This window comes from Curtobacterium sp. VKM Ac-2852 (assembly GCF_013205045.1).
GTDB classification, from domain to species: domain Bacteria; phylum Actinomycetota; class Actinomycetes; order Actinomycetales; family Microbacteriaceae; genus Curtobacterium; species Curtobacterium flaccumfaciens.
Genome location: NZ_JABMLI010000001.1, coordinates 982,619 through 1,002,272, shown reverse-complemented (window position 1 = coordinate 1,002,272; position 19,654 = coordinate 982,619). Strand labels below are relative to the sequence as shown.

Sequence of the window (19,654 nt, the reverse complement as noted above, 5' to 3'; positions counted from 1 at the left end):
TGGTCCTTCCGTGACCGTCTTCGGGTCGGTCTGGTGGGTCAGCGCGCGACGAGGCGTCAGGCGAGTCCGAGGAGGCGCAGGTAGCCGTCCCAGGCGGGGGCACCGACGGCGATGCCGAGCCAGGCACCCGCGAGCATCCAGGGGCCGAACGGGATCCCGCTGCGACGGCCCGCCCGGCGCACGACCAGGAGGACGACTGCGAAGGTACCTCCGAGCAGGAACGCCGCGAAAGAACCCACTGCGAGGGGTCCCCATCCGAGGTACGCGAGCACGAGGCCAAGCACGCCGGCGAGCTTGACGTCCCCGAGCCCCATCCCGCCGGGCACGGCCAGCGCGAGCGCGAGGTAGGTGCCACCGAGGACGACCAGGCCGATGAGCCCCCGGAGCGCGGCACCCCAGTCGCCGGACACCGCCGACGCCGCCAGCAGGAGCACGGGCAGCACGATGTAGGCCGGCAGCACGATCCGGTTCGGCAACGTGTGGGTGTCGAGGTCGATGAGCGTCAACGAGATGCTGATCGCCATCAGGTACAGGAGTGCGACGAGCAGGATCGCAGCGCGGATCGTTCCGGGGACGCCGTCCGGTGCCACCAGCGGCGACCACGGTGCGAGTACCGAAAGTAGCGTCACCGCGACGAAGAGGAGGCCCGTTGCGGCTTCGACGAGCGGGTACCGGGCCGAGATGGGCGCGCCGCAGTCGCGGCACCGGGCCCGCAGGACGAGCCAGGAGACCACGGGCACGTTGTCACGGTTTCGAATCTCGTGACCGCACCCGGGGCAGGAGCTGGCGGGCGCGACGACGGACATGCCCGCGGGCACCCGGTACACGACGACGTTCAGGAACGACCCGATCGCGAGGCCGAGCACACCGACCAGCACGGCGACGAGGGGCGCCACACCGGCGAGGGAAGTCACGGTCACTTCCCCGTCGGGGTGCCGTCGGCGCGGAACGCCGTGGCCGACTCGGTCTCGGTCGTCACGCCGTACGTCGTCGACACGGGCTGGAGGAACTTCGGCGGGGCCGAGGTCTTCAGCCTGGTGTCGTAGGCGTACGCCTTCGCGTAGCCGGTGAGGTACGAACCGTACGAGGTCCGCACCGAGCCGCGGAACTGCTGCGCGATCGAACCGTAGATCGTCAGGACGCCGAGGTTCGACCCGAACGCGCTGTTCTGCACGTTGAAGGTGCCGAGGTTGCTCGCGATGGCGGCATCGATCTCGATGTTCCGGGTCGGGGCGAGGTTGGCGGACGAACCCGACGAAGTGGAGCACGTGCTGCTCGTCCCGGAGGAGCACGAGATGGGGTTGTAGACGGACACTGCTCGCTGCCCCACGAGGCCGAGCATGTCGTCCGAGCCACGCCCGTTCTGGTAGACGATGCTCCCGGTCACGTAGACGAAGTTCTCGGCGGCCAGGGTCATCTGCCCTCCGAACGAACCCGACACGAAGACGTCGCCGTTCCGGCATCCGTAGTACCCGGAGTCACCGAGGCTGCCGGTGAACTCGTTGCTCTTCGGGTAGCCGAGTCCGTTCCCGTAGTCAGAGGTGGTCTTGCCGCTGGCGTCCTTCACGTTCTGCTGGCAGTAGACCGGCGAACCGGCGTTCACGGTCCCGTTCACGGTTCCGCCCGGGGGCGGTGTCGTGTTGGGCGCCCAGTAGTTGGGATCTCCGCTGGCGCTGGGGACCGTCTGCACGAAGACCAGGTTCGACGGCAGGGTCGGGATGACCGCTCCCGCTCCGGTCAGCGCCGAGACCGATCCACAGAGTGCGTCGTTCGTGCTGCCGCTGGTGATCGTGCCGTTCGCGGCGCCGGAGAGCTGCGTCTTCTTCGTCCACGGTGAGACGACGCGCATCTTGCCACCCGACAGGAAGGTGATCGACGTCGGCCCGGTGTAGATGCAGCCGGGCTTCGCGACCTTGTCGGGGATGTCCGTCCGTGCCTCCTGCTTCATGTTCGCGTTCGTGCTCGGCATCGGGAGGGTGCCCCTGGTCTGGATCAGACCGCCGTTGAACTTCGTCGAGGTCCGGCACGACGAGTCGACCTTCGTCTCCTTGCTCGTGTAGAAGAAGTCGGCTGCTCCGGTGTCGTACACGGCCTGGTTGAACGTCGCACCGCATGCGGTGATGACGTCGTTCGTCCGGACGGGGCCGTCGAGCGTGTCACCCGCACCGAACTGCACCGCGTCGCAGCTGGTGTAGTAGTTCCAGTTGCTGTCGTTGCGGTGTGCGGAAGTACACCGCGTCGTCGTCGGAGCGCCACTCGTCGTCGTGGTGGTCTCACCGGTGAGGCCGGGGTCCTGCGACTCGTAGTTCGTGAACCAGAGGTAGTTCACGAAGCCGTCACCGCGCAGGTCGACGACGAGCGTCCGGGTCGCGTCGTCCGCCTTGCCGGTGACACGGAGACGGACCTTGCCGGTGTTCGCGTAGGCGGAGTTGTCGACCTCGTACCGGTAGAACTGATCGGTGCTCCCCACGACCGGTGCCCAGGTTCCGCCCACGGTCGTTCCGAAGGCCTTGTTCGCGGTGTCGGTGGAGTACGTGCTCTCACCCGAGAACGGGGTCCGCACCCCGTACTTCACGTACGCGTTGTCCGCCGCGAGACGTCCCTGGTAGTCAGACAGGCCGGCGTACGCCGCAGCCATCGCCTTGTTGTAGTCGTCGTCGTTCGACGCCTTCGTCGCGCCGCTCGTCGCGGTCGCGACCACCAGCGAGAGCACGATCATGAGCACCGCGCCGAGGCCGATGACGGCCGCGAGCGCCACGCCACGTTCGTCGTCACGGCTGCGGAGGGCACGGACAAGTCGGATGAGCATCATGACTCCGTCGCTGCGCCGTAGTCGAGGTTGCGCAGGTTGATGTTCGCTTGGAAGGTGGTGTCGTTCGCGGTCGTCCCCGTCACGGATCCGACCGTGAGCGTCACGTCGACCGATCGGATCGAGTCGAGGGTTGCGGCTGTCGGGGTGACGATGCCATCGGCGGCGTTCCGGTAGCTGAACAGCGGGCTGCTGCCGGCGCTCGTCCGGATGACGTCGGCCAGCACGATGGTCTTCGTCGTACCGGTGAACGTGCAGTACCCGTTCGCCGGGCAGTCGCCGCGCTGGAGCTGCATGCGGAGCTTCGTGCCCTGGGTGTCGATCGTGACCTTGGTGAGCCCGGCCCGGGAGGTGGAGAGGTCGACGCCGGAGTAGAACCGCATGCTCGTCGCCGTCGCACTCTCGAACGCCGCCAGGTTCGTCGTCTTCGTCAACTGCACGCGGGACGCTTCGCGCAGGTACCGGCTCACCTGCGTCATGGAGGTCGTGCCCTGCCGCGTGCTGTCGTTGACCGACGAGACCGTCCGCTGGGCCTTGATCATCGAGACGAAGAAGCTCCCGACCAACGTGAGCAGCAGTGACGTGACGAGCATCGCCACGAGGAGCTCGACGAGCGTGATGCCCCGTTGCTCCGAGTGGAGACGATGGATGATCGCCCGCATCAGCTGACCGGCCTGGGATCGACCATCACGGCACCACTCCGGACGGCGCCGTTCGTGACCATCGCGGCGTTCTCGTTCGTCAGGGCGAGCGCGTTCGTGGTGGATCCGGCCGTGTCCCCGGAGTAGAGCTTCCAGGTCCCCCACGGCAACGCGATCGACGCAGTTCCCGCTGCGAGCTTCGGGAACTGCAGGGTCATCCCTGCGGCGCAGCCCGGGTCGCCGTTCACGGGCGTCGTCGTCTTCGCGGTCAGGAACTTGCCCGCCGTCAAGCCCGAGAGCTTGACCGCCCCCATCTGCACGGTGATCGTCGCCTTGTTGTTCAACGGTTCGGAGGGTGTCCCGACCTTCGACTTCGCATTCGGGGTCGTCCAGGACCCCGGCTCCGGGCTGAGACAGGTCGACGACGAGGTACCCGACGCGTCGACGACGTACGACCCGGCGACCACCCGGTAGCTTCCGTACGGGAACAGCGACGCCGACCCGGCGGTGTTCGTCAGTTGGGTGGTGCCGGAGGTCGGGTTGATGAGCGTCGTCGGCATGTTGGTGGGGAGCATCGCGCCCACGTCCGGGGTGGAGGCGTACGTGAACGTGTACTTCGCTGCCACGTCGAAGCTGAACGCGGCAGCCCCGGAGGCGCCCGCAGCGACGGTGATCGTCTGCGATGACGGGCTGACCTGCTGGTTCGAGTCGACGTAGCCACTCCGAGCGATCTTCACCGAGTACGTGCCGGGAGCGACTCCGGAGACGTAGGTGCACCCCTCAGCATCGGTTGCGGGCATGGTGACCCCGTCGGGGCCGGTGACCGTCGGGATGATCCCGGCAACCCCGACGCCGTTCGCGTTCGTGACCCCGATCAGGATCGAACCCGTGCTGTCCGAGTTGATGTTCGTCAGCGGAGCGATGGCGCTCGACATGGTGACCTGCTGCGAGCCGGACGACGATGCACTCGTCTTCCAGCCGACCGTGACGGTGACGGCTTTGTAGGACAGCACGCCTTCGCCGGTGCCGCAGGCCGTCGCGCTTCCCGAGGACCGGGTCCACGACACCTTGCGCGTGAGGGCGAACGTCTGGTTACCGACCTTCGGCGAATCGGTACCGCTCTTGATGTCGAAGATGCTCGGGAGGTCGCGGAGGCCGTCGATGTCCTCCATCGCGATCGTCGAGGCGACCTCTCGAGCACGGGTGTCCTTCGAGAGCACGAGAGAAGCGGTGATGCCGGCGGCGATGCCGGCTGCGATCAGGGCGAAGATCGTCATGGCGACCATCACCTCGATGATCGTGAAGCCGTCGTCGGCCTCACGGGCGGAACGCAGTCGCTCGGCGATGCGCGAGATCATGTCGTCCCTTCTGGCCGGAGTGGAAGTAGGTCAGGGCGGACGGTGACCCACAGGTCAACGTCCGCCCCGACTGTCGTTTTACGGGGTCTACTTCTTTGTGAAGACGCCCGCAGCGCAGGTGCCCTCGACAACACCGGCAGCGTCCGTAGCGCCGAAGGTCTTGCCGGTCGCCTTGCTCGTGCCCTGGATGCAGAAGAGGGTCTTGTCGGTGCTGGCCGTGTAGGTCAGCGTCGTGTCTGCTCCGACGGTTGCGCCCGCCTTCTTGTACTCAGCGGTGGTGATGTCCGTCTTGTCAGCGGGGTACGTGGCGTCACCGTTCGTCGCGATGCTCACCACGGCGGTCTTCGCACTCGTGACGTCCGACTTGACGGCCGAGTCCTTCGCGTTGTTCTGCACGCCGATGTACACCGGGATGGCGATCGCGGCGAGGATGCCGATGATGATGACGACGACGAGGAGCTCGATGAGCGTGAAGCCCTTCTCGCCGTCCTTCAGGAGACCCTTGCGGCGAGCGTCGAGCTTGCCCATGAGAGCGAAGTACATGGTTTTTCCATTCTGCGGGGAATGTCGGGGAAATGGGTTCGGGGCTTGCTCGGCCGCCGCAGATCAGCGTATTGGGGGCGCATCCAGTGGCCAATCCCGAGAACGGGGGCCATGCTGGGCGCAAAACACCCCCAGTGCGGGGGAGGGTCGATATCGACAATGCCCCCGCATGGGGGTGGAATGACTAGGAAGCGTTCTGCACGACGTTGGTGATCTGGAAGATCGGCATGTAGAGCGCGATGATCATCCCGCCCACCACCACCCCCAGGAAGGCGATGAGCAGGGGCTCGATCAGCGAGGTCAGGGCGTCGGTGGTCGCCTCGACTTCGGCGTCGTAGAACACCGCGATCTTCTCGAGCATGACCTCGAGGGAACCGGCGTCTTCACCGACCGCGACCATTTGCGTCACCATCGGCGGGAAAACAGATTGTGCGGCGAGCGGCACCGCAATCGATTCGCCTTTCCGCACGGCTTCGGCGACATTGTCGAGCGCACGCTTCACGACGAAGTTGTTCGACACTTCCCCGACGATCCGCAATGCCTGCAGAATGGGAACACCCGCGCCGATCATGTTCGAGAAGTTGCGCGCGAACCGAGCGATGACGATCTTCTTCTGCAGCGGGCCGAAGACCGGCAGTTTCAAGGTGATCGGATCGATGAACGCCCGGACGCGTTCGGTGTTCTTGTTCGCCCGCCACCAGAGCCACGCCAGCACGACGACGATCGCGAGCGGGATCGCGACGTACCGCATGGCGTGCGAGAGGGAGACGAGGATCTGCGTCGGCAGCGGGAGCGTTCCGCCGAGCGACGAGAACATGTCCTGGAAGATCGGGACGATGAAGATGAGCATGATGGCGACCGCCACCAGTGACATCACGAGCACGACCACCGGGTAGGTCATCGCCGACTTGATCGTCGAGCGGAGCTTGTGCTCCTTCTCGAAGTTCGTCGCGATGGAGTCCATCGCCTGGTCGAGGAAGCCGCCGGTCTCCCCCGCACGGATCATGTTGATCATGATCGGCGGGAAGTCGACCGGGTACTTCGCGACGGCGTCGGAGAACGAGACGCCGCGCTCGACGTCGTCACGGACCTTGCCGAGGATGTCCTTGAGCTTCTTGTTCTCGGTCTGGTCGGACAGGATCGTGAGGGTCCGCAGCAGCGAGAGGCCCGAGGTGAGCATCGTCGAGGCCTGCCGCGACATGATCGCGAGGTCCTTGAGCCCGACGCCCTTCTCGAACCCGGGGATCTTGATCTCGGTCTGCAGCCCGGTGCCGGCCTTCGCCTCGGTGATGGCGATCGGCGAGACGCCCATCCCCCGGAGGCGCTGGACGACGGCCCCTTCGGACGCGGCGTCGAGGCGGCCCTTCACGAGCTTGCCGGCGCCGTCGCGCCCGCGGTAGTCGAACGCGAGTGACATCAGTAGCCTCCGGAGAACTTGTCGCCGAAGTCGATGCCGCTGGCGGCGATCGCGGCGGCCGAGGAGTCGGACGGGGACTCGACGCGCTGGACGAGCCGGTCGAAGCCCTCTTCGTCGTGGACCTTCTCCATCGCGGCCTTGCGCGAGATGGTGCCGACGTTGACCAGTTCGGCGAGGTCCTGGTCCATGGTGTGCATGCCGAGGTCACGGCCGGCCTGCATGGCCGAGGTGATCTGGTACGTCTTGCCCTCGCGGATGAGGTTGCCGATGGCCGGGGTGATCGTCATGATCTCGGTGGCGACGACCCGACCGACGCCGTTGGCCTTCGGGACGAGGGTCTGGCAGACGACGCCCTGCAGGGTGGCCGCGAGCTGGGTGCGGATCTGCCCCTGCTGGTGCGGCGGGAAGACGTCGATGACGCGGTCGATCGTGCCGGGTGCGCTCTGCGTGTGCAGGGTGGCGAACACCAGGTGCCCGGTCTCGGCGGCGGTGAGCGCGACGGAGATGGTCTCGAGGTCGCGGAGCTCACCGATCAGGATGACGTCGGGGTCCTGCCGCAGCACGTGCTTGAGCGCCGAGGCGAAGGAGTGGGTGTCGGCGCCGACCTCGCGCTGGTTGATGATCGACCGCTTGTGGTCGTGCATGAACTCGATCGGGTCCTCGACCGTCACGATGTGGTCGGCACGGCTCTCGTTGACCAGGTCGATGAGCGCGGCGAGGGTGGTCGACTTGCCCGAGCCGGTCGGGCCGGTGACGAGGACCAGGCCACGGGGCAGGCCGGCGAAGTCGCCGACGTGCGCGGGGATGCCGAGCTGCTTGAGCGTCTTGATCCTGGTGGGGATGATGCGGAACGCCGCACCCCAGTTGCCGCGCTGCTGGTAGTAGTTCACGCGGAAGCGGTACTCCGGCGACAGCGAGTACGCGAAGTCGAGTTCCTGGTCGTGGTCGAACTGCCCGGCCTGTTCGGCGGACAGCAGCGTCTTGAGTGCCGCGATGACCTTGCCACGCGACCACGCGCCTCCGGGTACGGCCGGCCGGAGCGAGCCGTCGACGCGGACGGTGGGCGGGGCGTCGGCCGTGACGTGCAGGTCGGAGGCCCCCTGGTAGACGACCTGCGCCAGTGCGGTGATGAGGTCGGGGTCGGCGACCTCACGCGCGTGCCGGGCGAAGTCGATGTCGCCGGCCGATGCCGCGGCGGGGGCGGGAACCGGAGCGGGTGCCGCCGGTGCGGCGTGGTGGGCGCCGCTGTAGGCGATGGCCGGCAGCTGCTGGGTCGCTGGCTCGGCGTACCCGTAGGTGGCGGTCGAGGACGGCACCGCGGCGGGCGGCGTCGCCGGGGCGGTGGCGGACTGCCCCACGGGCGCAGCGACCGGACCGCCCACGGACCCGGCGATCGGGCTGGCCACGGGCGTGCCGGTGGGCGCGGGCCACACCGCCGAGTCGTCCGTCAGGTCGTAGACCTGCTCGGGCGGGGCGGCAGCGGCAGCGGCCAGACGCGCGGCACGGCGGGAGCCGACCTCGGCGCCGGGGGTGCCGGGGTGCCATCCGGCGACGGGCTCGTCGCCGGGCATGGTGATGTCGTACACGGAGTCGGTCATCTGCTCGTCCTGTTCCCCGGTCACGCGACGACGCGCAGGATCTCGTCGACGCTCGTCATGCCGAGCTTGACCTTCTCGAAGCCGTCCTGGCGGAGCGTGAGCATGCCCTGCTGCTGGGCGACGCGACTGATCTCCGCGCTCGAGGCACGACCGACGGCGAGCCGCTCGATCTCCTCGGTGACGGTCATGACCTCGTGCAGGGCGATGCGGCCGCGGTAGCCGGTGTTCGAGCACACCGCGCAGCCGACCGGGGCGAAGAACGCGGGCATCTCGTCGCCGGGCGCCAGGAACCCGAGTGCCCGGAGCTGCTCGATCTCGTACACGGCGGGCGCCTTGCACCGGTCGCACAGTCGGCGGGCGAGCCGCTGGGCGACGACGGAGTCGAGGGCGGATCCGACCAGGAACGGTTCGATGTCCATCTCGGTCAGGCGGGTCACGGCCGACGGAGCGTCGTTGGTGTGCAGGGTCGAGAGCACGAGGTGCCCGGTGAGCGACGCCTCGATCGCGATCTGCGCGGTCTCGTGGTCGCGGATCTCACCGAGCAGCACGACGTCGGGGTCGGATCGGAGGATCGAGCGGAGCGCGGACGCGAACGTCAGGCCGGCCTTCGGGTTGACCTGCACCTGGTTGATGCCGGCCATCCGGTACTCGACCGGGTCCTCCACCGTGATGACGTTGATCTCGGGCTTCGCCACGGCGTTGAGGGTCGTGTACAGCGTCGTCGACTTGCCCGAACCGGTGGGACCGGTGACCAGGATCATGCCGTACGGCTTCGAGTAGGACCGCTGGTACGCCTGGAAGTTCTGCTCGAGGAGGTTGAGGTCCTTGAGGGTCAACGAGGTGTTCGTGTTGTCGAGGATCCGCATGACGACCTTCTCGCCCCACACGGTGGGCAGCGTCGCGACGCGGAGGTCGATCTGCCGGCCGCCGTGCCGCACGGACATGCGGCCGTCCTGCGGCTTGCGACGCTCGGCGATGTCGATGTCGCTCATGATCTTCAGGCGGCTGATCACGCCGTTCTGGATGTTCTTCGGCGCCGGCGCCATCTCGTGCAGCACGCCGTCGATGCGGTACCGGATCCGGACCTCGTGCTCGCCGGGCTCGATGTGGATGTCGGATGCGTGGTCCTGGATGGCCTGCGACACGAGCAGGTTCACGAAGCGGACGATCGGCACGTCGTCGAGGGCGCCGTCGGCGATGTCGACCTGCGCCTTCGAGGTCGTCGACGCTTCTTCTTCGAGCGACGACGTCAGGTCGTTCAGCTCGTCGTCGGCGCGCAGGTACCGGTCGAGGGCAGCGACGAGGTCACGCTCCTCGACCTGCAGCGGCTTGATCGCCCGGCCGGACGCCGTCCGGGCGTCGTCGATGGCGAGCACGTTCGTGGGGTTCACCATCGCGAGGATGAGCAGGTCGCCCTCGAACCCGACACCGAGCACGCCGTGGCGACGGCACAGTGCCGCCGGCAGGATCGACACCGCGGTGCCGTCGACCGGGTAGTCGCTCAGCGGGACGGTGCGGGAGTTGTTCGACGCGGCCCGGGCGGTGATGAACTGGGCCTCGCTCACGACGCCCTGGTCGACCAGGCCGCGGATGGCGCGCTCGTCGAGGTCCTCGTCACCCGTCATCGCATCGAGGTGCTCGATCGGCAGGGCGCCGTTCAGGATGAGGATCTCGGACAGGGTCGCCATGAGTCCCGTGCCTCCTTGGACTCGCGCACGGCGAGACGTCGTCGGGTGATGCGCCACCAGGGATGTGGCGCCCGACCACGCTACTTCTGGGGCCCTCGCCGACCGCAGTCCCAGAAAGAGGGGGCGGAGGGGGTCCGGCTGCACCCAGAACTGGGGTCCACGACCGGTTCGGCCCCGGTCCGGGGGACGCCTCGGCCGGTTCGCGGTGGTCGTCGCAGGGTGCATGTCCGCCAGCCTCCCGGACCCCGCACCGTTCCCGGAGTCCTGGCGAGCGGTCCGTGGAGAACGTCGGCGTCACACGGGGGTGTGGAGGAACAAGGTCACCGTCCGCCGCGGGCCGGACAGCGCGGCACCGCGGAATCCCTCTCGACGCGCGCCCCCACCCGGGCACATGATGAGTCATGGACATCACGAGCGTGACCGTGGGGTTGCCCGTCAGCGACATCGAGGCGTCCTGCCTCTGGTACGGCGCGGTCTTCGAGCGCACCGAGCCGGACCTCGAGCCCGAGGACGGCGTCGCCGAGTACGAGGTCGGCGGCATCTGGATCCAGCTCTACGTCGACGAACAGGCCGAGGAGAACCCGGTCAGCGTCCGCTTCGGCGTCGACGACGTCGCCGCGCAGCACGCACGCATCGGCGCGCTCGGCATCGACATCGGCCCCGTCGAGTGCGTCGACGGGGCGGTCGACTGGTTCGACGTCCGCGACCCCGACGGCAACGTGCTGAGCCTGTTCTCGCTGGTCGACGAGACCGGTCGCGGTTCCGGCCGCGACAACGGCGCGGGCCGCGCGCTCTAGCCGCGACCCCACGGCGGACGGGAGGCCCGTGGCGGGCCCGCACCGCGCCTCCAGGCCGTCACGTGGTGACGACACGACGAAGGCCCCGCCTCCTTGCGGAGACGGGGCCTTCGTGGGATCACATCAGGCTCAGTTGTACGTGCCCGGCGTGAAGTCGTCCGACGAGAAGCTGTCGAAGTCGACGAAGCTCAGGTCGGCGTCCGAGAACGACGAGTCGTCAGCGAAGATGCGGTTGGGGTACCGCTCCGCCTTCGCCTCTTCGGTCGCGTTCACGTCCACGTCACGGTACCGGCTGAGGCCCGTCCCGGCGGGGATGAGCTTACCGATGATGACGTTCTCCTTGAGGCCGACGAGGTGGTCCTGCTTGCCCTCCATGGCCGCCTGCGTGAGCACGCGGGTGGTCTCCTGGAAGGAAGCGGCGGACAGCCACGACTCGGTCGCGAGGGACGCCTTCGTGATGCCCATGACCTCCTGGCGAGCCGAGGCGGTCTTGCGACCCTCCTGCAGCGCCGCACGGTTCAGCGCGTTGTAGCGCGACCGGTCGACGAGCTCACCCGGCAGCAGGTCGGTGTCGCCGTGGTCGACGACGGTGACCTTGCGGAGCATCTGGCGGACGATGACCTCGATGTGCTTGTCGTGGATCGGCACACCCTGCGAGCCGTAGACGTCCTGCACACCATTGACCAGGTGCTTCTGGACCTCTCGGACACCCTTGACCCGGAGGACTTCCTTCGGGTCGACGGTGCCGGCGATGAACTGCTCGCCGAGCTCGACGTGCTGGTTGTCCTCGATGAGGAGCGTCGCACGCTTGAGCACCGGGTAGATGAACGGCTCGTCGCCGTTGTCCGGCGTGAGGATGATCCGACGACCCTTGTCCGTGTCCTCGACCACGACGCGGCCGGGGGCCTCGGCGATCGGGGACGCGCCCTTGGGGGTACGCGCCTCGAAGAGCTCCGTGACACGCGGCAGACCCTGGGTGATGTCGTCGGCCGAGGCCGAACCACCCGTGTGGAAGGTACGCATCGTCAGCTGGGTACCGGGCTCACCGATGGACTGCGCGGCGATGATGCCGACCGCCTCGCCGATGTCGACCAGGTTGCCGGTGGCGAGCGAACGGCCGTAGCACTTCGCGCAGACGCCGACGGCCGACTCGCAGGTCAGGACCGAGCGCACCTTGATGCTCTCGACACCGGCTGCCAGCAGCTTCTCGAGGAGCACGTCACCGACGTCCTCACCGGCCTCTGCCACGACCGTGCCCTGTGCGTCCACGGCCTCGGTGGCCAGGGTGCGGGAGTACACGGTGTTCTCGACGCGCGGGTCGCGGACGAGCTTGCCGTCGGCGTCCACGGTCGCGATCGGCAGCTCGAGGCCACGCGTCGTGCCGCAGTCGTCCTCGCGGATGATGACGTCCTGCGACACGTCCACGAGACGACGGGTGAGGTACCCGGAGTCCGCGGTACGGAGCGCGGTGTCGGCAAGACCCTTACGAGCACCGTGGGTGGCGATGAAGTACTCCGCCACGGTCAGGCCCTCGCGGTACGAGTTGATGATCGGGCGGGCGATGATCTCGCCCTTCGGGTTGTTCACCAGACCACGCATACCGGCGATGTTGCGGACCTGGAGCCAGTTACCACGAGCACCGGACGACACCATGCGGTTGATGGTGTTGTCGACCGGGAAGTTGTCGCGCATCTCCTGCGCGATCTCGTTCGTGGCCTCGGTCCAGATCTTGATCAGGTCGGCGCGACGCTCGGAGTCGGTGATCAGACCCTTGTCGAACTCACCCTGCACCTTGGCGGCCTGGATCTCGTAGCCCGCGATGATCTCCTTCTTGCGAGGAGGCGTCACGACGTCCGACAGGGCGACGGTCACACCGGAGCGGGTGCCCCAGTAGAAGCCGGCGTCCTTGATCCGGTCCAGCGCAGCGGCCGTCTCGGTCTTGGAGTAGCGCTCGGCCAGGTCGTTGACGATCGCGGAGAGCACGCCCTTGTCCGTGACCTTCTGGACGAACGGGTAGTTCGCCGGCAGGGTCTCGTTGAAGAGCGCACGGCCCAGGGTCGTCTCGAGCAGCACGGTGTCGCCCTGCTCGTAGCCCTCGGGTGCTTCACCCTCGGCGAAGTGGACACCCGTCATGCGGATCTTCACCATCGCGTTGAGGTGCAGCGTGTGCTGGTCGTTCGCCAGGATCGCCTCGGCCACCGACGAGAACGCACGGCCCTCGCCCACGGCGCCCTCGCGGACGGTCGTGAGGTGGTGCAGACCGATGATCATGTCCTGTGCGGGCAGGGTCACCGGGCGGCCGTCGGACGGCTTCAGGATGTTGTTCGAGGCGAGCATCAGGATGCGGGCCTCGGCCTGGGCCTCGACCGACAGCGGCAGGTGCACGGCCATCTGGTCGCCGTCGAAGTCCGCGTTGAACGCAGCACAGACGAGCGGGTGGAGCTGGATGGCCTTGCCCTCGACGAGCTGCGGCTCGAACGCCTGGATGCCCAGACGGTGCAGCGTCGGCGCACGGTTCAGCAGGACGGGGCGCTCGCGGATGATCTCCTCGAGTACGTCCCACACCTGCGGACGCGAACGCTCGACCATGCGCTTGGCCGACTTGATGTTCTGCGCGTGCGACAGGTCGATGAGGCGCTTGATCACGAACGGCTTGAAGAGCTCGAGCGCCATCTGCTTGGGCAGACCGCACTGGTGCAGCTTCAGCTGCGGGCCGACGATGATGACCGAACGGCCCGAGTAGTCGACGCGCTTGCCGAGCAGGTTCTGGCGGAAACGACCCTGCTTGCCCTTGAGCATGTCGCTCAGGGACTTCAGGGCGCGGTTGCCGGTACCCGTGACCGGACGTCCACGACGACCGTTGTCGAACAGCGCGTCGACCGCTTCCTGCAGCATGCGCTTCTCGTTGTTCACGATGATCTCGGGGGCACCGAGGTCGAGCAGGCGGCGGAGACGGTTGTTGCGGTTGATCACACGACGGTAGAGGTCGTTGAGGTCCGACGTGGCGAAACGGCCACCGTCGAGCTGCACCATCGGGCGCAGCTCCGGCGGGATGACCGGCACGACGCCGAGCACCATCGCGGCCGGCGAGTTGCCGGTGGCGAGGAAGGAGCTGACGACGCGCAGACGCTTGATCGCGCGGATCTTCTTCTGGCCCTTGCCCTCGGCGATCTGCAGACGCAGCGCCTCGGCCTCGGCGGCCAGGTCGAACGCCTCGAGCCGGAGCTTGATCGCCTCGGCGCCCATGTAGGCGTCGAAGTAGATCCCGAACCGGTCCTGGAGCTCGTGGAAGACGGCGTCCTCGGGCTTGAGGTCGCCCACCTTCAGGTTGCGGAAGTCCTCCCACACACGCTCGAGACGGGTGATGTCCTCGTCGAACGACTTGCGGACCTGGGACATCTCCTTCTCGGCGGTGTCCTTGGTGCGGCGCTTGACGTCGGCCTTCGCACCCTCTTCCTCAAGGGCTGCGAGGTCGTCCTCGAGCTTCTTGAGGCGGTCGGCGATGATCGAGTCGCGCTGGCCCTCGAGGGTCTTGATCTCGAGACGCATCTCGTTCTCGAGACCCGGCATGTCCGCGTGACGGCCCTCTTCATCGATGTCGATGATCATGTACGCCGCGAAGTAGATGACCTTCTCGAGGTCCTTCGGCGCCATGTCGAGGAGGTACCCGAGGCGCGACGGGACGCCCTTGAAGTACCAGATGTGCGTGACGGGGGCAGCGAGCTCGATGTGGCCCATGCGCTCACGACGGACCGAGGACTTGGTGACCTCGACGCCGCAGCGCTCGCAGACGATGCCCTTGAACCGGACACGCTTGTACTTGCCGCAGGCGCACTCCCAGTCGCGGGAAGGTCCGAAGATCTGCTCGCCGAACAGACCGTCCTTCTCGGGCTTCAGGGTGCGGTAGTTGATGGTCTCCGGCTTCTTGACCTCGCCGTACGACCACTGACGGATGTCCTCGGCGGTCGCGAGGCCGATCCGAATGGCGTCAAAGGAAGTTGCTTCGAGCAATGTTCTTCTCTCTTGCTGATTCAGGCTTCGATGTACGGGCGGGATCAGATGTCGTCGACAGAGGACGACTCGAACCGCGAGGAGATGTTGATGCCCAGCTCCTCCGCAGCGCGGAAGACCTCGTCATCGTTGTCGCGCAGGCTGACCGCCTGGCCGTCGGCCGAGAGGACCTCGACGTTCAGGCAGAGCGACTGCATCTCCTTCATGAGGACCTTGAAGGACTCGGGGATGCCGGGTTCCTGGATGTTCTCGCCCTTGACGATCGCCTCGTAGACCTTCACGCGGCCGAGGATGTCGTCGGACTTGATCGTCAGGAGCTCCTGGAGGGCGTAGGCGGCGCCGTACGCTTCGAGCGCCCACACCTCCATCTCACCGAATCGCTGTCCACCGAACTGCGCCTTACCACCCAGCGGCTGCTGCGTGATCATCGAGTACGGACCGGTCGAACGCGCGTGGATCTTGTCGTCGACCAGGTGGTGCAGCTTGAGGATGTACATGTAGCCGACCGAGACGGGCTCCGGGAACGGCTCGCCGGAGCGGCCGTCGAAGAGCTGCGCCTTGCCGGACGAGCCGATCAGGCGCTCGCCGTCGCGGTTCGGGAGGGTCGAGTCGAGGAGGCCCTCGATCTCGCGCTCGTACGCACCGTCGAACACCGGGGTGGCGACCTTGGTGCCGGGCTCGGCGCTGTGCGCTGCCTCCGGCAGGTTCTCGGCCCAGTCCTGGATGCCCTCGACGTTCCAGCCCTGCTTGGCGAGCCACCCGAGGTGGATCTCGAGCACCTGGCCGAAGTTCATGCGGCCGGGGACGCCGAGCGGGTTGAGGACGATGTCGACGGGGGTGCCGTCGGCGAGGAACGGCATGTCCTCGACCGGGAGGATGGTCGAGATGACGCCCTTGTTGCCGTGACGACCGGCGAGCTTGTCACCCGCGGTGATCTTGCGCTTCTGGGCGATGTAGACGACCACGCGCTGGTTGACGCCCGAGCCGAGCTCGTCGTCGCCGTCCTGCGAGTCGAACACCTTGACGCCGATGATCGTGCCCTCTTCACCGTGGGGCACCTTGAGCGAGGTGTCGCGGACTTCGCGCGACTTCTCGTTGAAGATGGCACGGAGCAGACGCTCCTCGGCGCTCAGCTCGGTCTCGCCCTTCGGCGTGACCTTGCCGACGAGGATGTCGCCGGGGCGGACCTCGGCACCGATGCGGATGATGCCGCGCTCGTCGAGGTCGGCCAGCAGGTCCGGGCTGACGTTGGGGAGGTCACGGGTGATCTCCTCCTTGCCGAGCTTGGTGTCGCGGGCGTCGACCTCGTACTCCTCGATGTGGATCGAGGAGAGCGTGTCGTCCTTGATGAGGTTCTGCGACAGGATCATCGCGTCCTCGTAGTTGTAGCCCTCCCACGGCATGAACGCGACGAGGAGGTTCTTGCCGAGCGCGAGCTCGCCGTTCTCCGTTGCGGGACCGTCGGCGATGACCTCGCCCTGCTCCACGCGCTCGCCTGCGGAGACGATGACGCGGTGGTTGTAGCTCGTGCCCTGGTTGGAGCGGTCGAACTTGCGCAGGTAGTAGGTCTGCGTGCCGCCCTCGTCGAGCTGCAGGGTGACGGCGTCGGCCGAGACCTCGGAGACGACACCGGCCTTGTCGGCGGTGACGACGTCGCCGGCGTCGATGGCCGTGTAGCCCTCCATGCCGGTGCCGACGAGCGGCGACTCCGAACGGAGCAGCGGGACGGCCTGACGCTGCATGTTCGCACCCATGAGGGCGCGGTTCGCGTCGTCGTGCTCGAGGAACGGGATGAGCGACGTCGCGACCGACACCATCTGGCGCGGGGAGACGTCCATGTAGTCGACCTCGTCCTTGGCGACGAGTTCGACCTCGCCACCCTTCTTGCGGACGAGCACCTTGTCGTCGGCGAAGTGGAAGTCGTTCGTCAGCGGGGCGTTGGCCTGCGCGACGACGAAGTCGTCCTCTTCCGAAGCGGTGAGGTAGTCGATGGTCTTCGTGACCTCGCCGTCGACGACGCGACGGTACGGGGTCTCGATGAAGCCGAAGGAGTTGATCCGACCGAACGACGCGAGCGAACCGATCAGGCCGATGTTCGGGCCTTCCGGGGTCTCGATCGGGCACATGCGGCCGTAGTGCGACGGGTGGACGTCACGGACCTCGACGCCGGCACGCTCACGGGACAGACCACCCGGGCCGAGGGCCGAGAGACGACGCTTGTGCGTCAGGCCCGCGAGCGGGTTGTTCTGGTCCATGAACTGCGACAGCTGGGACGTTCCGAAGAACTCCTTGATCGCGGCGACGACCGGACGCACGTTGATGAGCGTCTGGGGCGTGATCGCCTCGATGTCCTGCGTGGTCATGCGCTCGCGGACGACGCGCTCCATGCGGGACAGACCCGTGCGGACCTGGTTCTGGATGAGCTCGCCGACGGCGCGGATGCGACGGTTGCCGAAGTGGTCGATGTCGTCCACGTCGAGGCGCAGCTGCACCGGTTCGCCGTCACGGACGCCGTCGATCGTGGTGCGCTCAGCGTGCAGCGACACCAGGTACTTGATCGTCGCGACGATGTCCTTGACGGTGAGCACCGAGTCGGACAGCGGGGCGTCCATGCCGAGCTTGCGGTTGACCTTGTAGCGGCCGACCTTCGCCAGGTCGTAACGCTTCGGGTTGAAGTAGAAGTTGTCGAGGAGCGCACGCGCGGCCTCGGCAGCGACCTGCTCGCCCGGACGGAGCTTGCGGTAGATGTCCTTGAGCGCCTCTTCCTTCGTGAGGACGGCGTCCTTCTCGAGGGTCGACTCGATCGACGCGAAGCCCTGGAACTCGTCCATGATCTCTTCGCTCGTCAGGCCGAGGGCCTTGAGGAAGACGGTCACGGACTGCTTGCGCTTGCGGTCGATGCGCACGCCCACCTGGTCGCGCTTGTCGATCTCGAACTCGAGCCAGGCACCACGCGACGGGATGATCCGCGCCGAGTAGATGTCCTTGTCGGAGGTCTTCTCCTGCTGGCGCTCGAAGTACACGCCGGGCGAACGGACGAGCTGCGACACGACGACGCGCTCGGTGCCGTTGATGATGAACGTGCCGCGTTCGGTCATGAGCGGGAAGTCGCCCATGAAGACCGTCTGCGTCTTGATCTCACCCGTCATGTGGTTCATGAACTCGGCGTTGACGTACAGCGGAGCGGCGTAGGTCTTGCCGCGCTCCTTGCAGTCGTCGATCGAGTACTTCGGGTCTTCGAGCTCCGGCGCGGTGAACGAGAGCTGCATGGTCTCGCCGAGGTCCTCGATCGGGGAGATCTCCTCGAAGATCTCCTCGAGCCCCGAGTGCAGCGCGAGGTCGGTACGACCCTGCTCCTGCCCTTCGGCGAGGCGGGCCTTCCAGACGTCGTTGCCGACGAGCCAGTCGAAGCTCTCCGTCTGGAGTGCGAGCAGATCAGGAACCGTGAGGGTGTCCGTGATCTTGGCGAACGAGAGTCGCGAGTGGTTGCGACCGTTCTTGGGGTTGGTGGATGCGTTGGGCGCAGCAGCCAAGGGTGTGACCTCCGGTAGGCCCCGTCGGGCCGACACTGACGAGCAGTGTGTAGGTGAGTGGATTGATCGCTCGGCGAACCCTGAGATGCAAGCCCTGCGACCACGCCGACGCGTGCCTGACGCGGAACGTCGGTGCACGTGTGGGATGATCTCCGTGAGCGGTACCCGCCGCCATATACGGGTCCGGCTGCACCAGGGCGAGATGAGTTTCTGTCTCAGAACTCTGCGTCGACCGCAATATGACGACACGGATGCCAGGGAGCGCGAACTGTCATCATAGTTCGCTCCGTGGCGCGCTGTCCAGTCCCGGCTTGACCGGATTCGGCAGTGGCGTGTATAAGCCGCCACACACCGCTTCCATTCCCGTGCTCAGCCGAGCCCCTGATCAACCGAGACGCTCGCGCTCGACGTGATCCGCGCCTCCCGGCCCGCCCGGCAGTCCTGCCAGCGCACGGAACGCGTCCTCCGGTCGACGCGTGCGGACGAACGTGACCCGGCCCCGGTCGTCCGTGAGCTCGATCCCGAGCCCCGGCGTGAGGATGAGCGCGCGCACGCCGCGACGGATCCGCAGGCCGACACCGCCGTAGGTAGCCGCGTCCGCCTCGACCAGGCGGACGTCGGTGATCCGCCGGCGCGGGATGCGCCGCGGCGGGAGTGGACGGAAGTGCAGGGTCACGTGCCGCTCGGTGACGGTGAACCCGGCACGGGCGAGCAGGAGCAGCGCCCCGAGGGTGACGGCGAGCAGGGCCGGCACCAGCAGGGCGACCTCCGGCGCGTCCCCGGGCCAGCCGAGGACGGCGGCGGACAGGCCGGCGCCGGCGACGAGCAGCGCCGTGCCGACGACCCGCATCCAGGTGGGCGCCGTCTCGCGGTCGGCGTGGAACGACAGGGAGGCACGCGGAGCGCGCGACGGCCGGGAAGCGCGGGTCGGTCGGGAGGCCCGGATCACCCGGGTGGGTCGGGTGCCGGCGCGGCGGGTGTCCGGGGTGGTGGAACGAGCGGTGGGCACGCTCATGGTGTCGGCGGTCATGACGGAGGTCTCCTGCGGCGGATCAGCAGTGGTGCACTCGTCATCGGGTGCGGTGCGTTCGACGGCCAGCGCGCGCGGGTGGCCGGAGGGGTGGCGCGCAGCATCACGCCGACGATGCGCACGCTCGAGCGGTGGGGGCGCTCACGGGCACGTCGTGGTCACGGTGTCCGGGCGGACGCGTGGTGTGTGGGGCACACACGCATCGACGCTCTGGCGTCGTGACGACAGT

At 67.4% G+C, this 19,654-nt stretch carries 12 protein-coding genes; 1 reads left to right on the top strand and 11 read right to left on the bottom strand.

Annotated elements, in window-relative coordinates; all coding sequences use genetic code 11:
* Window positions 1-56 precede the first annotated feature (56 nt).
* The 8 genes from HQQ79_RS04935 to HQQ79_RS04900 form a co-directional block, all read right to left on the bottom strand.
* Complete coding sequence (locus HQQ79_RS04935; RefSeq protein WP_367948060.1) at window positions 57-920, bottom strand: A24 family peptidase; 864 nt, start codon at window positions 918-920, stop codon at window positions 57-59.
* Window positions 917-2,812, bottom strand: coding sequence for a hypothetical protein (locus HQQ79_RS04930; RefSeq protein WP_216852168.1), 1,896 nt, complete (start codon window positions 2,810-2,812; stop codon window positions 917-919). Before HQQ79_RS04930 ends, HQQ79_RS04935 begins: the two co-directional genes overlap by 4 nt.
* Window positions 2,809-3,471: a PilW family protein gene (locus HQQ79_RS04925; RefSeq protein ID WP_173032741.1), complete on the bottom strand. Its 663-nt coding sequence runs from the start codon at window positions 3,469-3,471 to the stop codon at window positions 2,809-2,811. Before HQQ79_RS04925 ends, HQQ79_RS04930 begins: the two co-directional genes overlap by 4 nt.
* Window positions 3,471-4,808: a prepilin-type N-terminal cleavage/methylation domain-containing protein gene (locus tag HQQ79_RS04920; protein WP_173032739.1), complete on the bottom strand. Its 1,338-nt coding sequence runs from the start codon at window positions 4,806-4,808 to the stop codon at window positions 3,471-3,473. The genes HQQ79_RS04925 and HQQ79_RS04920 overlap by 1 nt, the downstream gene beginning before the upstream one ends.
* A gap of 87 nt (window positions 4,809-4,895) precedes the next feature.
* Window positions 4,896-5,351, bottom strand: a complete 456-nt coding sequence (locus tag HQQ79_RS18880) for a type IV pilin protein (protein WP_173032737.1) — start codon at window positions 5,349-5,351, stop codon at window positions 4,896-4,898.
* 184 nt (window positions 5,352-5,535) lie between these two features.
* The gene (locus HQQ79_RS04910) at window positions 5,536-6,768 is read right to left on the bottom strand and encodes a type II secretion system F family protein (protein ID WP_173032735.1); all 1,233 of its coding nucleotides are present in this window, start codon (window positions 6,766-6,768) and stop codon (window positions 5,536-5,538) included.
* Window positions 6,768-8,366, bottom strand: a complete 1,599-nt coding sequence (locus tag HQQ79_RS04905) for a type IV pilus twitching motility protein PilT (RefSeq protein WP_301952532.1) — start codon at window positions 8,364-8,366, stop codon at window positions 6,768-6,770. The genes HQQ79_RS04910 and HQQ79_RS04905 overlap by 1 nt, the downstream gene beginning before the upstream one ends.
* 20 nt (window positions 8,367-8,386) lie before the next feature.
* Window positions 8,387-10,054, bottom strand: a complete 1,668-nt coding sequence (locus tag HQQ79_RS04900) for a GspE/PulE family protein (protein WP_027466747.1) — start codon at window positions 10,052-10,054, stop codon at window positions 8,387-8,389.
* A 401-nt stretch (window positions 10,055-10,455) separates the two neighbouring features.
* Here HQQ79_RS04900 and HQQ79_RS04895 point away from each other — a divergent pair, with 401 nt between their 5' ends.
* The gene (locus HQQ79_RS04895; protein ID WP_071245506.1) at window positions 10,456-10,851 is read left to right on the top strand and encodes a VOC family protein; all 396 of its coding nucleotides are present in this window, start codon (window positions 10,456-10,458) and stop codon (window positions 10,849-10,851) included.
* Window positions 10,852-10,980: 129 nt separating this feature from the next.
* On the opposite strand, the gene rpoC is transcribed toward HQQ79_RS04895, so the two are convergent.
* The 3 genes from rpoC to HQQ79_RS04880 form a co-directional block, all read right to left on the bottom strand.
* Window positions 10,981-14,862, bottom strand: a complete 3,882-nt coding sequence (rpoC, locus tag HQQ79_RS04890; protein WP_027466748.1) for a DNA-directed RNA polymerase subunit beta' — start codon at window positions 14,860-14,862, stop codon at window positions 10,981-10,983.
* Between the two features lie 44 nt (window positions 14,863-14,906).
* The gene (gene rpoB, locus HQQ79_RS04885; RefSeq protein WP_027466749.1) at window positions 14,907-18,395 is read right to left on the bottom strand and encodes a DNA-directed RNA polymerase subunit beta; all 3,489 of its coding nucleotides are present in this window, start codon (window positions 18,393-18,395) and stop codon (window positions 14,907-14,909) included.
* A 385-nt stretch (window positions 18,396-18,780) separates the two neighbouring features.
* Window positions 18,781-19,425, bottom strand: coding sequence for a hypothetical protein (locus HQQ79_RS04880; RefSeq protein WP_173032733.1), 645 nt, complete (start codon window positions 19,423-19,425; stop codon window positions 18,781-18,783).
* Window positions 19,426-19,654 lie beyond the last annotated feature (229 nt).

Excerpts from the sequence above, each read along its gene's own strand:
- HQQ79_RS04905 (WP_301952532.1), bottom strand. The coding sequence starts at position 8,366 with ATGACCGACTCCGTGTACGACATCACCATGCCCGGCGACGAGCCCGTC.
- HQQ79_RS04920 (WP_173032739.1), bottom strand. The coding sequence starts at position 4,808 with ATGATCTCGCGCATCGCCGAGCGACTGCGTTCCGCCCGTGAGGCCGAC.
- HQQ79_RS04910 (WP_173032735.1), bottom strand. The coding sequence starts at position 6,768 with ATGTCACTCGCGTTCGACTACCGCGGGCGCGACGGCGCCGGCAAGCTC.
- HQQ79_RS04880 (WP_173032733.1), bottom strand. The coding sequence starts at position 19,425 with ATGACCGCCGACACCATGAGCGTGCCCACCGCTCGTTCCACCACCCCG.
- HQQ79_RS04895 (WP_071245506.1), top strand. The coding sequence starts at position 10,456 with ATGGACATCACGAGCGTGACCGTGGGGTTGCCCGTCAGCGACATCGAG.
- HQQ79_RS04900 (WP_027466747.1), bottom strand. The coding sequence starts at position 10,054 with ATGGCGACCCTGTCCGAGATCCTCATCCTGAACGGCGCCCTGCCGATC.
- HQQ79_RS04925 (WP_173032741.1), bottom strand. The coding sequence starts at position 3,471 with ATGCGGGCGATCATCCATCGTCTCCACTCGGAGCAACGGGGCATCACG.
- HQQ79_RS04930 (WP_216852168.1), bottom strand. The coding sequence starts at position 2,812 with ATGATGCTCATCCGACTTGTCCGTGCCCTCCGCAGCCGTGACGACGAA.
- HQQ79_RS18880 (WP_173032737.1), bottom strand. The coding sequence starts at position 5,351 with ATGTACTTCGCTCTCATGGGCAAGCTCGACGCTCGCCGCAAGGGTCTC.